This is a genomic window from Clostridium sp. SHJSY1 (assembly GCF_031626875.1).
Lineage (GTDB): Bacteria > Bacillota > Clostridia > Clostridiales > Clostridiaceae > Clostridium.
On sequence record NZ_JANDMF010000032.1, the window covers coordinates 50,821 to 64,614 of the forward strand.

The 13,794-nt window shown below is 29.5% G+C and carries 12 protein-coding genes; 7 read left to right on the top strand and 5 right to left on the bottom strand.

Annotation, left to right across the window (positions count from 1 at the left end):
• Window positions 1–30: 30 nt before the first annotated feature.
• The 5 genes from ftsH (at window position 31) to NNC19_RS14865 (ending at window position 6,859) form a co-directional block, all read left to right on the top strand.
• Window positions 31–1,965, top strand: coding sequence for an ATP-dependent zinc metalloprotease FtsH (gene ftsH / locus NNC19_RS14845; protein WP_310939446.1), 1,935 nt, complete (start codon window positions 31–33; stop codon window positions 1,963–1,965).
• 117 nt (window positions 1,966–2,082) lie between these two features.
• Complete coding sequence (locus NNC19_RS14850) at window positions 2,083–4,182, top strand: UvrD-helicase domain-containing protein (RefSeq protein ID WP_310939447.1); 2,100 nt, start codon at window positions 2,083–2,085, stop codon at window positions 4,180–4,182.
• A 419-nt stretch (window positions 4,183–4,601) separates the two neighbouring features.
• Entirely contained in the window at window positions 4,602–5,423 is an 822-nt protein-coding gene (locus tag NNC19_RS14855; protein WP_310939448.1) for a transporter substrate-binding domain-containing protein, read from the top strand.
• 79 nt (window positions 5,424–5,502) lie between these two features.
• Window positions 5,503–6,150, top strand: a complete 648-nt coding sequence (locus tag NNC19_RS14860; RefSeq protein WP_310939459.1) for an amino acid ABC transporter permease — start codon at window positions 5,503–5,505, stop codon at window positions 6,148–6,150.
• Entirely contained in the window at window positions 6,137–6,859 is a 723-nt protein-coding gene (locus NNC19_RS14865; protein WP_310939449.1) for an amino acid ABC transporter ATP-binding protein, read from the top strand. Before NNC19_RS14860 ends, NNC19_RS14865 begins: the two co-directional genes overlap by 14 nt.
• 56 nt (window positions 6,860–6,915) lie before the next feature.
• On the opposite strand, the gene NNC19_RS14870 is transcribed toward NNC19_RS14865, so the two are convergent.
• The 5 genes from NNC19_RS14870 to NNC19_RS14890 form a co-directional block, all read right to left on the bottom strand.
• A complete protein-coding gene (locus NNC19_RS14870) occupies window positions 6,916–7,776 on the bottom strand; it encodes a DUF2628 domain-containing protein (protein WP_310939450.1) in 861 nt (286 codons plus the stop codon).
• 211 nt (window positions 7,777–7,987) lie between these two features.
• Window positions 7,988–8,779: a DUF2628 domain-containing protein gene (locus NNC19_RS14875; protein ID WP_310939451.1), complete on the bottom strand. Its 792-nt coding sequence runs from the start codon at window positions 8,777–8,779 to the stop codon at window positions 7,988–7,990.
• A 52-nt stretch (window positions 8,780–8,831) separates the two neighbouring features.
• Entirely contained in the window at window positions 8,832–9,509 is a 678-nt protein-coding gene (locus NNC19_RS14880; protein WP_310939452.1) for a DUF2628 domain-containing protein, read from the bottom strand.
• 150 nt (window positions 9,510–9,659) lie between these two features.
• Window positions 9,660–10,337, bottom strand: a complete 678-nt coding sequence (locus NNC19_RS14885) for a DUF6198 family protein (RefSeq protein WP_310939453.1) — start codon at window positions 10,335–10,337, stop codon at window positions 9,660–9,662.
• An 80-nt stretch (window positions 10,338–10,417) separates the two neighbouring features.
• The gene (locus NNC19_RS14890; RefSeq protein WP_310939454.1) at window positions 10,418–11,599 is read right to left on the bottom strand and encodes a cation diffusion facilitator family transporter; all 1,182 of its coding nucleotides are present in this window, start codon (window positions 11,597–11,599) and stop codon (window positions 10,418–10,420) included.
• Window positions 11,600–11,748: 149 nt separating this feature from the next.
• Here NNC19_RS14890 and NNC19_RS14895 point away from each other — a divergent pair, with 149 nt between their 5' ends.
• The gene (locus NNC19_RS14895) at window positions 11,749–13,044 is read left to right on the top strand and encodes a M18 family aminopeptidase (RefSeq protein WP_310939455.1); all 1,296 of its coding nucleotides are present in this window, start codon (window positions 11,749–11,751) and stop codon (window positions 13,042–13,044) included.
• A gap of 178 nt (window positions 13,045–13,222) precedes the next feature.
• On the top strand, window positions 13,223–13,759 hold the full coding sequence (locus NNC19_RS14900) for a hypothetical protein (RefSeq protein ID WP_310939456.1): 537 nt from the start codon (window positions 13,223–13,225) through the stop codon (window positions 13,757–13,759).
• The last annotated feature ends 35 nt before the right edge of the window (window positions 13,760–13,794 follow it).

Genomic DNA, 13,794 nt, shown 5'->3' on the forward strand with positions numbered 1-13,794 from the left:
AGTTAGAACTAAGGAAAGAGGTGGGTGTATATGAATAACGAACCTAAGAAGAATGAAAATAAAAGTAAGAAACCCATAATAATATATTTATTAATAGCTTTAGGAATACTGATACTGGCTAACTATTCTAGAAGTGAATATATGAATAAGGAAATTTCATATAATGAGTTTCTAAATATGGTTGAACAAAAAGAAATTAAAGAAATTGTTATCTCTAGTGATAATTTAGTTATCACTCCTAAAGAAGGAACAGAATATGCTGGAAAGACCTTATATACAGCCAATATTAAAAATGATAAATTGTTAGATGAACTCATTAAAGCTGGAGATATAAGATTTATAGGAAAAAATCCTAGAGAGTCTGTTCTTGTAAATGCTTTAATTACATATATATTCCCGTTAGTGCTTTTATATCTTATGTGGAGATTTTTATTTTCTAAGATGTTTGGCAAAATGGGCGGAGGAATTGGCAATATTGGAAAGAATAATGCTAAAGTATATGTAGAAAATCAAATCAAGGTTACATTTAATGATGTGGCAGGACAAGAAGAAGCAAAAGAATCTCTACAAGAGGTTATTGGTTTCTTAAATGCTCCAGGTAAATATACTGAAATAGGTGCAAAACTTCCTAAAGGTGTTCTTTTAGTAGGCCCTCCAGGTACTGGTAAAACACTTATTGCAAAAGCTGTAGCAGGAGAAGCAAAGGTACCATTTTTCTCTTTATCAGGATCAAGTTTTGTAGAAATGTTTGTTGGAGTTGGTGCTTCAAGAGTTAGAGAATTATTTAGAGAAGCAGAGCAAAAAGCTCCTTGTATAATATTTATAGATGAAATTGATGCTATAGGTAAAAGTAGAGATAATCAAATGCAAAGTAATGATGAGAGAGAACAAACTTTAAATCAATTACTATCAGAAATGGATGGATTTGATTCTTCAAAGGGTATAGTTATATTAGCCGCTACCAATAGACCAGAGATATTAGATAAAGCTCTTCTTAGACCAGGAAGATTTGATAGAAGAGTAATTGTTGATAGACCTGATCTTATAGGAAGAGAAGCTATATTAAATGTTCATGCTAAAGATGTAGCATTAGATCCGGAAATTAATTTAAAGGAAATAGCAAAAGGAACTCCAGGAGCAGTAGGAGCAGACCTTGCAAATATAATTAATGAAGGAGCTATAAGAGCTGTAAAACATGGCAGAAAGAGTGTGCTTCAAGAAGATTTAAGAGATGCAGTAGAAGTTATTATTGCTGGTAAAGAAAAGAAAGACAGAATATTGTCACCAAAGGAAAAGAAAATAGTTTCTTTCCATGAAGTAGGACACGCATTGGTTGCTGCCTTACTTAAGGGTGCAGATCCAGTACATAAGATTACAATAGTACCTAGAACAATGGGAGCTCTTGGATATACTATGCAACTTCCAGAAGAAGAAAAGTATTTAAGTTCAAAAGAAGAACTTATGAATCAAATTACTACACTTCTTGGAGGTAGATCAGCAGAAGAAGAGGTGTTTGGAGAACTTTCAACAGGTGCTTCAAATGATATAGAAAGAGCTACACAAACTGCAAGAAGTATGGTAACTATTTATGGTATGACAGATAGATTTGATATGGTAGCATTAGAATCTGTACAAAATAGATATCTAGATGGAAGAGCTGTTAGAAATTGTAGTGAACAAACTTCAACTATAATAGATGATGAAATACTAAAAATAGTAAGAGAAGCTCATAATAAAGCTAGAACCATATTAAGAGAAAATAGAGATTTACTTGATAGAATATCAGATGTTTTATTAGAAAAAGAAACTATATTTGGAGAAGAGTTTATGAACATAGTTTGTGAAAAGTATCCAGAGCTTAAAAAAGAAGAAAAGAAGGAAGAATTATCTTTAGATGATAAATCTATAGAATTAAATCAAGAAAAAAACAATGCTCCTATGTTTATTGGAGATGTTACAAAGTAAAACATAATTAAAGATAAAAAATATGGATTCCTACAGGATTTTTTTAGAAGGTATAAGAAGTTCTGTAGGATTTTATGACTTGATTTTTAATTTTCAAAATGTAGAAGAGGTGTTAAATTGGATAAGGACCTAGAATTTATAATGGAAGAAAATAAATTGCAAGATACTCTAAGTATTTTAAACACTGAAATACTTAATTATATTGGTAAGAGAAAAAACATTACTGATTATATAGTTGAATATAGAAAAAAATTAATAGAAGATTATAAAGATGATGAAGATAAGATAATAGACTATTTTGATCATGAGAAATTTGTAAAAGAAGAAGCATTTAAAACTATAGATAAGAGACTTAGGGAATTTACAATACTTAAGGAATCACCTTACTTCGGAAAAATTACCTTTACTGAAGAAAGTGAAGGAGCTGAAGATTTATATATTGGGAGATTTGGATTAACTCCAGAGGAAAGTTATGAACCAGTAATAGTTGATTGGAGAGCTCCTATTGCTTCTTTATTTTATAAGGGAACTTTAGGTGAAAGTAGTTATATTTCACCAGTTGGGGAGATAAAAGCAAATCTTTTAGGAAGAAGGCAGCTTATAGTAAAAAAAGGTGAATTAAAAGGGTTGTTTGACTCAGCTGTAGATGTTAAAGATGAAATACTACAAATGGTATTAACAACAAATTCAGGAGAAAAATTAAAAGATATAGTAATGACTATTCAAGAAGAACAAGATCAGGTTATAAGAGCACCAAAAGATAAAATAGTAGTAGTTAATGGTGTTGCTGGTTCAGGAAAAACAACAATAGCACTTCATAGAGTGTCTTATTTGCTCTATAACAATAGAAAACAATTTGGTGATAAAGTGCTAGTGCTTGGACCAAATGATATATTTATGGATTATATAGCACAAGTTCTTCCAACCCTTGGAGAAGAAGGCGGGATAAAGCAAACTACATTCCAAAATTTTGCTATGGATGAAATAAATCTTCAAGAACCTGTAAAAGGATTCTCAGAATATATAGAAGAGGCTATGAATGGAAATGAAGAAGCATTAAGAGAATATAAATATAAAAGTTCTAAGGGATTTACTGAATTATTAGATAAATCTTTAGAAGATATGAATGAAAATTATTTCAATGTAAAAGCTGTAACTTTCTTTGGAGAGAAAATAGTTGATATTAAAGAAATAAAAGAATTATTTACAATACATTATGCATATATGCCTCTATTTAGAAGAAGTGAAAAAATAAAAAGAATTCTTATATCAAAGATAAAAGATAAAAGAGATGAACTTGTAAGAGAACTTAATGCTGAAATAAAGAAAAAGTTAGAAGCATTAACTCCAGCTGAAGTTGAGATAGAGAAAAATAATATAGATTTTAAAAGAAGAGTTAGAATAAGAGAAATAGTTAGAGGAGTTATGAATTCAAGAGATGAATTAGATGAATGGATAAATCATGAAGATACTGTTTCTTTATATAAGACAATAACAAATACAGAATCTCTTGGATATATGGACCTTGCAGGAATATTATACTTAATGGTAAAGTTGAATGGTAAAAAGTGTAAAAGAGAAATAAAACATGTTGTTATAGATGAAGCTCAAGATTATAACTTGACTCAGTTTAAATTAATTAGAGAGCTTACAGATTGTAAAAGCTTCACAATAGTTGGAGATAGTAATCAAAGGCTTATAACAACAGATGAAGAACCAGCTATGCTACATTTGGAAAAGTTATTTGGAGATGATGTAGTAAAATTTGAATTAAATAAAAGTTATAGATCTACACAACAAATAATGGAATATGCAAATAGATTTTTAGATGAAAATAAAGTAGTTCCATTAGTTAGAGAAGGAGAAAAAGTATTAGAGGAAGAAACTGTAACATTGGAAGATACAGTAGAAACACTAGCATCTATAATAGAAGATTTTGAGGAAGATGGTCTCGAGAGTATAGCTATTATAACAAAAGATAAAGATAAGTTAAGGGAAGTATCTTCATTAATAAAATCAAAAACTAAAATAGTAACCTTTGATAGAGAGGATATGATATACAAGGGAGGTTTAGTATTATTACCTGCATATTATGCTAAAGGATTAGAATTTGATGGTGTAATATTATTGGATGACTTTGAAAATACACCAAACCTTGTTAAATATATTATGTGTACTAGAGCTCTTCATAGGCTTGCGGTAATAAAAAGAAAATAAATTTATTTTTAGTATAGATAAATGAATAAAAATGCATAAAATATGCATAAAAATTGAATGAAATCAGTTTTTATGCATTTTTTTTATACATAAATGTTGAAATTTATATTCTGTGGTAATGATGCAAGAAAATCATGGTTGATTTCAAATATAATTGACTATTGTGCATTAAAACTCGGTAATGGCAATATATGTGTTTGTAATTGAAATTCCACATAATTATTAATTATTATTCAAAGGCAATAAGAAGGAATTCAGCATTAATTGTGAATTATTCACTGAAAAATATAAAAAATAATCTATGTATATAATTATTTTATAGAAATATTATAAAAAGGTATTGCATAATTATAAGTTAATAAGGTATAATTATGCTTGTATTAAAAATTAAGGATGAAATTTAAAGGGGGTTAATATAAATGAAAAAGGGATTGCTAAAAAAGGTTATTACTATAACTATGGCTTCAATAATGGTTCTTTCACTTGCTGCATGTGGGAAAAAGGAAGAAAAAAATTCTCTTGCATCAATAAAGGAAAAAGGAAAAGTAGTTGTTGGATTAAGTGCTGATTATGCACCATATGAATTTCATGCAATTGTAAATGGGGAAGATAAAACTGTAGGGTTTGATGTTGACCTTGCAAATGAAGTAGCAAAAGATCTTGGAGTAGATTTAGAAATAAAAGAGATGGACTTTGAAGCATTAATAGGTGCTCTTAAAGCAAATCAAATAGATATGATTATATCTGGTATGAATCCAGATGAAGAGAGAAAGAAGCAGATTGATTTTTCAGATATATATTATGAAGCACAACATGCTGTTTTAGTAAATTCAGCTAATAAGGATAAATTTAAAAAAGCTGAGGATTTAAATGGAGTTAAAGTTGGAGCACAATTAGGATCAACACAACAAAAAATCGCTGAAGAGAAAATTCAATCAGGAGGAGTTGCTTTATTAGCTAGTGTTAATGACTTAGTATTACAGTTAAAGAGTGGTAAAGTTGATGCTGTAATAACAGAACAACCAGTTGCCCAAATGGCTACTAAAAGTAATCCAGAATTAGTTCTTTCAGATATATCTTTTAAAGATGAAAGTGGTGGAAACGCTATTGGAATGAAGAAAGATTCTAAAGAATTAACAGAAGCAGTAAATAAGACAATAAAGAGATTAAAAGATTCAGGTGATTTAGATAAATTTATAGTAAGTGCTAATGATTTAGCAGCACAAAATCAAAGCAAATAGGATTTTAGTTGATAGTTAGTATTATGTAGCTATCAGAGGAGGAGAGACTTTGTTTACATTTAGTTTTCTAGGAGATTACATGCCAAAGTTTTTAGATGGAGTAAAAGTAACTTTAGGCATATCTCTAATTACAGTGTTATTAGGAACAATACTTGGGGCAATATTATTTTTTATGAAGAATTCAAGTCTTTCTATATGGAAGATAAAACCGTTAAAGATTATAGCAACAATTTATGTTGAAATAATTAGAGGAACACCAATTCTATTACAGATTTTGATGGTTTATTCAGGATCTAAGTTGATTTTTGACATAGATGTTACAGCATTCTCAGCAGCTATAATTGCTATAGCATTAAATTCAGCAGCCTATGTATCAGAAATAGTTAGAGCTGGAATTGAAGCAGTTGATGCTGGGCAAATGGAAGCAGCAAGAAGCTTAGGAATGTCAAAAGGTATGACTATGAGATTAATAATTGTGCCACAAGCTATTAGAAATATATTACCTGCAATAGGGAATGAGTTTGTAGCTGTAATTAAAGAATCTTCAATGGCATCAGTTTTAGGTGTTGGAGAGCTAATGTTTTCAGCAAAAATTGTACAAGGTGCTACATATCTTTCATTAGAACCATTAATGGTTGTAGCAGTATTTTATTTCATCCTAACATTTTCATTAGGAAGATTAATGGGCTATGCTGAAAGGAGAATGAAAGCAAGTGATTCACGTTAAAAATTTGCACAAGAGCTTTGGACACAATGAAGTTCTTAAAGGAATAGATTATCACATCAAAAAAGGTGAAGTTGTGGTAGTAATAGGACCATCAGGTTCAGGAAAGTCCACCTTTTTAAGATGTTTAAACCTTCTAGAAACTCCTACTAAGGGTGAAATAGTATTTGAAGGCAAGACTATTACAGATAAGAAGGTAGATATAGATAAACTTAGAGAAAAGATGGGAATGGTATTTCAGTCCTTTAATCTTTTCCCACATAAAAAAGTTATAGATAACATTACCCTTGCTCCTATCAAGGTTAAGAAGATGGAGCAAGAAGCCGCAAAGGCAAAAGCAAAAGACTTACTAGATATGGTTGGATTAATTGAGAAAGCAGAGACTTATCCATCTTCCCTATCTGGAGGTCAAAAACAAAGAATAGCTATAGCGAGAGCATTGGCTATGGAACCAGATGTTATGCTATTTGATGAGCCTACATCAGCACTAGATCCAGAAATGGTTGGAGAAGTTTTAGCTGTTATGAAGAATCTTGCCAAAGAAGGTATGACAATGGTAGTTGTAACCCATGAAATGGGATTTGCCAGAGAAGTTGGAGATAGAATAATATTTATGGATGGAGGAGTAATACTTGAAGAAGGAACTCCAGAAGAAATATTTGATAACCCTAAAAATTCTAGAACAATAGACTTTTTATCAAAAGTACTTTAAATTAATAGAGATGCAAGTTTAATTATATTTTTAAACTTGCATCTCTATTTTATGTTTTAGTAATAGTAACCACCATAACTAGAATAACTATCAGCTGCAACAAGTACAATTAGAACAAATAGAATTATAATAACAAGTATAACTGCTGCAAAAATTATAGGAGCTATTGTAGTTCCTCCATTTATGCCTAATCTTCTAAATATTGTAGCATTATCTAAGCCCATAGAGGCTGTGGATTTTATTGATTTTATTTTTTTCGTAGCATACTTCATATAAAGTTGGTTTGCAAATAAACCAGAAAGTATTGAAACTATAAGTCCAATTAAATATACTGGCCAATTTGTTGAGTTGCTTGAATAGTAGTAGCTAGAAGAATAGAAGCTAGGTCTTGTTACAGCTCTAAATATTAATGTAGCAATTATTCTTAGAACTAAGTTAACAGAGAATACTATTGCAGCTAAGCCGTACATTTTTCTATACCAAAACCAAAGAAAATTAGTAAAGAAAGCTGGCCAATTCCAAGAAATATAGTTTTCATTTTCTTGAGATTTTTGCCATTGCTCTAAATAGTAGTGTGACTTCTTTTCTCCTACAAATTCTACTAATTCTTCAGTTGAAATACCATGTTTATCTCTAAAACCATTATTAGTATTAAATTGTGAATTGTTCAAATTTTGAGGGTTTCCAAAATTTTGGTTGTATCCGTAATTTTGATTATTCCCATAATTATTATAGTTTTGATTGCTATGATTTTGATTATTATATTGTTCAGAATTTACATTATAAGCAACAGTATTTGGATTGCTTACTCCAAGATCTTGATTTGTGTGATTGTTATTATTAATGTATGAAGGACACGATGGGTTACTGCATACATTATTAGAATCTAGTTCTTTTCCACACTTTGAACAGAACATTAAAATCCCCCCCTGTTTGTATAAAATATATTATAATTACTTGAATTAAAAATAGTACAAGGCTATTATACAACAAAGTTAGATTCATTTATATAAATTTATTAAAAAATATTAAAATAAGAGTGGGATTTTTCTAAAAAACAACAAAAGAAGACAAAATTTAAAGCTTAATATAATTTTTAAACTTTAAATTTTGTCCACTTTCTACATTTTACATACTTTTACTAGGTAATTTTGAAGGATTAAACCCTGGTTTACTAGAATGAGGATTACTATAAAATGAATCATCTGAGTCATCATCAAAATATGAACCTTTTGAATCATAATCATCATAAATAGAGAATGGGTCTGAGTAAGAGTTATACATATGGTTATCAGATACAAAATTGAAAATAATAAATATAGTTGCTACAACATAAATAATTATTCCAAGTATAAGTGATGCTATTGATACTCCACCAGAATATTTTAATCTTCTAAAATAAGCGTTCATGTCCATATTTATTGGTAAAGATTTTATTTGTTTAATATTTTTTGTACAGTGTCTAATGTATATTTGATTTCCTAATAATGCACATGATATATTACTAAAAAATAAAATAACAGAAAAAACTGATAAAGGTAAAAATATTAAAGATAATAAATTAACGGCTAAATAAATTCCACCAAATAAATAGAGTTTTCTATAAAATAGCCAAACCCAAGATGAAAAAAATGCTGGCCAGTTCCAAGAAAGAAAGCTAGGCTTATCTTGGTTCATTGTCCATTTTTCTATGTAAAAAGATATACTACTATTTCCAATAAAAGTAGCCATTTCCTGCGAAGTAATACCATTTTTATCTATAAAATCAGGATTATAGTTAATCTTTTTATAATTATTATGATAATTCATATTGTTGTAATTATTATTATAAGCTTGATTATTATTCATCTTTGAAGGGCATGAGTTATTATGACAGACATTATTTGAATCTAATTCATGTCCACAGTGTATACAAAACATTGAAAGAACCTCCTTAAAATATTTACAAAAGGGGTAGTGATGCTATATATCACTACCTCAAATATTTAAAATCACCAAAAGTGCTATGTAAAGCCATAAGACCAATTACAAATAGAGTTGTAAATATTAAACCAAGAACTATGGCAACAATTAATGGAACCCAAGTTCGTCCCCCTATTGAGCGTAATCTTCTAAGTAACATATTATTATCAAATCCAATAGCTAATTTAGATGATTTAATTTTTGAAGTGGCATGCTTTATGTATAATTGATTAGCAAGTAGTCCACAACCAATTGTAATTGTTAGGGATACGATTGAGCGTAACCAACCAAAACCTGATAGGAGCACTGCGTTAGCTATACCTATAGCAAATAGTATTCCAGCTATGTTATACATTTTTCTAAACCAGAACCAAAAAAATCCAAACAAGAATGCTGGCCAGTTCCAAGAAATAAAATTAGAGTTATCTTGAAACCTTGTCCATTTATCTATGTAATATTCAGTATTATTATCACCAATAAATTCTATCATTTCTACAGGTGATATATCATTTGAATCTCTAAATTCTGAGTTTAAATTTTGGAAATTATAATTATCATTAGTATTTAAATTCTCTGTGTTTGGTCTAAATTGTACATCTTCATTTTCTTTTTTTATGTTTGTGATGCAATTTGGATTATGACAGATATTATTAGAATCTAATTCATGACCACATTCTGGACAAATCATTAAAAGTCCTCCTCTATAAATTAAAAGTTATATAAAACAATTATATAATATAATGATGAAAATATACAGGAATTAAAGGAATTTTACTTAAAAAGTTAAAAAGTAAATATAGGAACCTAGGTAATAATTTCACCTAGGTTCCTATATAAATTATAAAGCTATCTCTTCAGTTGAACTTTTAAGAAAAGGTGCTACGAATTTAGCTATTCTTGGCATAAAAAATTCTATTACAGGACCTGTTAAAAAGGCTCCTATTAATGTACCAATTCCTATAATTCCACCTAATAAAAATCCTAACACTACAAATGTTATATCCATAGGAATACGAATCCTACTATAAGGAAGCTTAGTTTTATCTGATATTAATAGAGGCACTATATCATTTGCAGCTACCCCTAAGTTAGTTGATTTTAGCAAGGAAAAACCAATAGCTATTACAACACAACTTAATGCTAAAAATAGTGATTTTATTATAATATTTGAATAAGGTATAAAACTAATTACAAGGTCATCTATTGGCAACGGTTTAAAGACGGATGTCATTAAGTTAATAAAAGGTCCTGCTACTAGTGTAGAAAGGATTGTCCCTATATTTAAATAACGCCAGTCAACTATTGCAATAATAACTATTAGTGTTGCTGTGATACATGTACTTGCCATTCCTACTGAAACACCCAATTTTCCAGAAAGTCCTTGAGTAAATACTGTGAATGGGTCTGATCCTATACTTGCTTTGATAAACATGGCAACACCTGTTTGAATTATCCAAACCCCTAGAAAAAATAGTACTAATTTTTTTGCTAATAATTTTACATCGATTTTTTTCATTAAATACACTCCTATTTTTAGTATGTTACATCCCAGTAAAACATAATAACATATGAAAAAGAGGTATACAAGGAAAATAATTACACTAAGTAATCATTATCAATAGTTATTATACAATTATATTCTGGATGCAGCTCGTTAATAGACTGAATTATCTGTATTTTTAACTCTTCGTTAGTTATGATGTTTTTTATTTTTTCTGGGTTAACTACTATATCAAAAATTAGGTTCTTCTTTTCACCTTCACCAATAACTCTAAAATCATGCATAGATTCAATTAGAGAATTCGATTCTATTATTTTTTTAACTTCCTCATATGTACCATTTACTTCAGTAGTGGTTATACATATAGGGTCCATATGTATGACTAGGTAAATGTTTAGCTTATCAGATATCTCACGTTCAGCTCTATCTATTATTTCATGTATAACCATAACATCTATATCAGATGGTATTTCTGCATGTATAGAAGCCATGCATCTTCCAGGACCATAGTTGTGGATAATAAGATCATGAACTCCTTTGATGTTTGGGTAACTTAATGTCATTTCTTTTATAGCATCAACTAGTTCTTTGTCAGGAGCTTCACCTAAAAGTGGGTTAATGGTTTCTTTAACCAAATTGAATCCTGAATAAACTATGAATGCAGCTACTAAGATACCAAAATATCCATCAAGAGGAAGTTCGGTGAATTTGGAAGCTAAAAATGAAAGAGAAACACAAGAAGATGTAAAAACATCGCCTAAAGCATCTACTGATGATGCTTTTAAAGCAGAAGAATTTATTTTATTTCCAACATATTTATTAAATCTAGACAACCAAAATTTTAGTATGATTGAAACTATTAAAAGTGCAAAAGGTATTAGCTCAAAAGTAACAGCACTTGGATTTATAATCTTTTCAAAGGAGGATTTAATAAATTGGATTCCAACAAGCATTACTAAAAATGCTACTATTAAAGCAGAGATATACTCCATTCTTCCATGACCAAATGGGTGCTCAGCATCAGCAGGCTTTTTGGACAACTTAAATCCTACTATTGTTATTACAGATGAAGCAGCATCAGATAAATTGTTGAAGGCATCAGCCATAATAGCAATACTTGCAGTTATTATTCCTACAGACAATTTAATTAGAAATAGAAGAAAATTTACTATAATTCCAACAATGCCTCCAAGCATTACATGAGCTTCTCGAACCTTATCATCTTGAGAATCCATATTGTTTTTTATAAATGTATTAATTAAGAGTTTAGAAAACAAAAAAACACCTTCCTTCTATGAATATTTAAGTAATTAGTATAATTTTATATTACTAACTTGAATTAATCAAATACTTGTTAGTAAGTTGTGGTGGTAAAATAAGTCTGCTAAAATAAATATGTTTAAGATAATAAGAGGGAGTGAAAAATATGGAGAAGAAGTTAGCTTTAGAGCTATTAGATTTTATAGAAGAAAGTCCAACAGCTTATCATGGAGCACATTCAGTAAAAAAGATATTAGATAAAGCTGGATTTAAAGAGATTAAAGAAAATGAAAAATGGAATCTTGTTAAAGGTGGAAAGTACTATGTTATGAAAAATCAATCTGCCATTATTTCTTTTGAGATAGGACAAGGAGAATTAGAGGAAGATGGATTTAGATTAATAGGAGCACACACAGATTCGCCAACATTTAAAATTAAACCAGCTGCAGAGATGGAAATGGAAGAAGCTTATATAAAACTAAATACTGAGGTGTATGGTTCGCCAATAATAAGCACATGGTTAGATAGACCTTTATCTTTAGCTGGAAGAGTGGTTGTAAAAGGAAAATCACCTCTAAAACCAGAAATAAGACTTGTTAATATAGATAGACCATTACTAATAATTCCTAATGTGGCTATACACATGAACAGAGAGGTAAATGAAGGTTACACTTTTAATAAGCAAAAAGATACTTTACCACTTTTAGGATTAATTAATGAAAAGTTTGAAAAGGATGCGTATTTATTAACTTTATTAAGTGAACAACTAAGTGTAGAAAAGGAAAGTATATTAGATTTTGATTTATTTTTATATGAATATGAAAAAGGATGCATCTTAGGATTAGAAAATGAATTTATTTCAGCTGGAAGGTTAGATGATCTTTGGATGGTATTCACTGGAGTGAAAGCTCTAATAGATAGTGAAAAAATTAAAGCAACAAAAGTTATGGTTGCAGTGGACAATGAAGAAATAGGAAGTTTAACAGCTCAAGGGGCAAGAGCAGCACTAGTAAAAACATTATTAGAAAGAATAGCTTTATCTCTTGGAAAAGATAAGGAAGGATTCTTTAGAGCATTATCAAATTCAATTATGATTTCAGCAGATTTAGCACATGCTATACATCCAAATCATGAAGACAAACATGATCCTACAAATAAGCCAGTACTTGGTGGTGGTCCTGTTATAAAGATGGCTGCATCAGGAAGTTACTCAACCGATAGTTATACATCAGCAATATTTCAAGCTGTTTGCAAGGAAAGTGGAGTTCCATGTCAAAAGTTTGTTAACAGATCAGATGCTAAAGGTGGAACAACCATAGGTCCAATGTCAGCAGCAGATTTATCTATTCCTGTGATTGATATGGGAGCACCGGTTTTAGGAATGCATTCAGTTAGAGAACTTGCAGCAGTTAAAGATAATTACTTTACAGTAGAAGCTTTCACAAAATTCTTTAATATTTAATTATATAATTTAGAAAGCCTATGAAGTGAGAATTTGAATTTCTTACTTTATAGGCTTTTTTTCATGAAATTCCTCCATATATATATATTAATGAAACCCTTGAGCCTCTTTATTAAATAAATGTTGGTAATGTATAGAACTTTTTACTTATGTTAAGGATTCAAAAGAGGTGATTAATTTGATAAAAAAAGATTATGATTTGAAAAGATTAAAATTGCATATAGGTTCAATATTAAAAAAAGATTTATATAAAAGTCGAAAAAAAATAATTAAATGTTGCCCTACATGTGGAAGTGAAAAAATTATAAAACATGGTTTTTATAATGGGATACAGAGATATAAGTGTAAAAATGAATTATGTAGTAAGACATTTTCATTATCAACAAATTCAATTTGGAGTTACTCGAAAAAAACTGCAGAAAAATGGGGAGAATTTATTGAATTAATGCTAGAAAGAAGAACATTAAAATACTGTGCTGAAAGATTAAGCATTAATATAAATACAGCATTTTATTGGAGGCATAAGGTCTTGCATGCAATAAGATTTGATAATATACCCAAGTCATTATTTGGGAACATACATATGACAAAGTCTACAATGAAAGAAAGCTTCAAAGGGTGTCGTAATATAAGCAAGTTAGAAAGAGACAATATTTTTATAGTATCGGCTAAGGGCATAGCCATCAAGCTAATATCTCCAAAATATGTTTTGTGATATAATTCTTAGGATATTTATTAAAAGGATGGAAT

Bases quoted from the DNA above. Each gene is read 5' to 3' on its own strand.
- ftsH (WP_310939446.1), top strand. From the start codon at position 31: ATGAATAACGAACCTAAGAAGAATGAAAATAAAAGTAAGAAACCCATA.
- NNC19_RS14875 (WP_310939451.1), bottom strand. From the start codon at position 8,779: ATGTTTTGTATACACTGTGGACATGAATTAGATTCAAATAATGTCTGT.
- NNC19_RS14855 (WP_310939448.1), top strand. From the start codon at position 4,602: ATGAAAAAGGGATTGCTAAAAAAGGTTATTACTATAACTATGGCTTCA.
- NNC19_RS14880 (WP_310939452.1), bottom strand. From the start codon at position 9,509: ATGATTTGTCCAGAATGTGGTCATGAATTAGATTCTAATAATATCTGT.
- NNC19_RS14895 (WP_310939455.1), top strand. From the start codon at position 11,749: ATGGAGAAGAAGTTAGCTTTAGAGCTATTAGATTTTATAGAAGAAAGT.
- NNC19_RS14870 (WP_310939450.1), bottom strand. From the start codon at position 7,776: ATGTTCTGTTCAAAGTGTGGAAAAGAACTAGATTCTAATAATGTATGC.
- NNC19_RS14885 (WP_310939453.1), bottom strand. From the start codon at position 10,337: ATGAAAAAAATCGATGTAAAATTATTAGCAAAAAAATTAGTACTATTT.
- NNC19_RS14860 (WP_310939459.1), top strand. From the start codon at position 5,503: ATGCCAAAGTTTTTAGATGGAGTAAAAGTAACTTTAGGCATATCTCTA.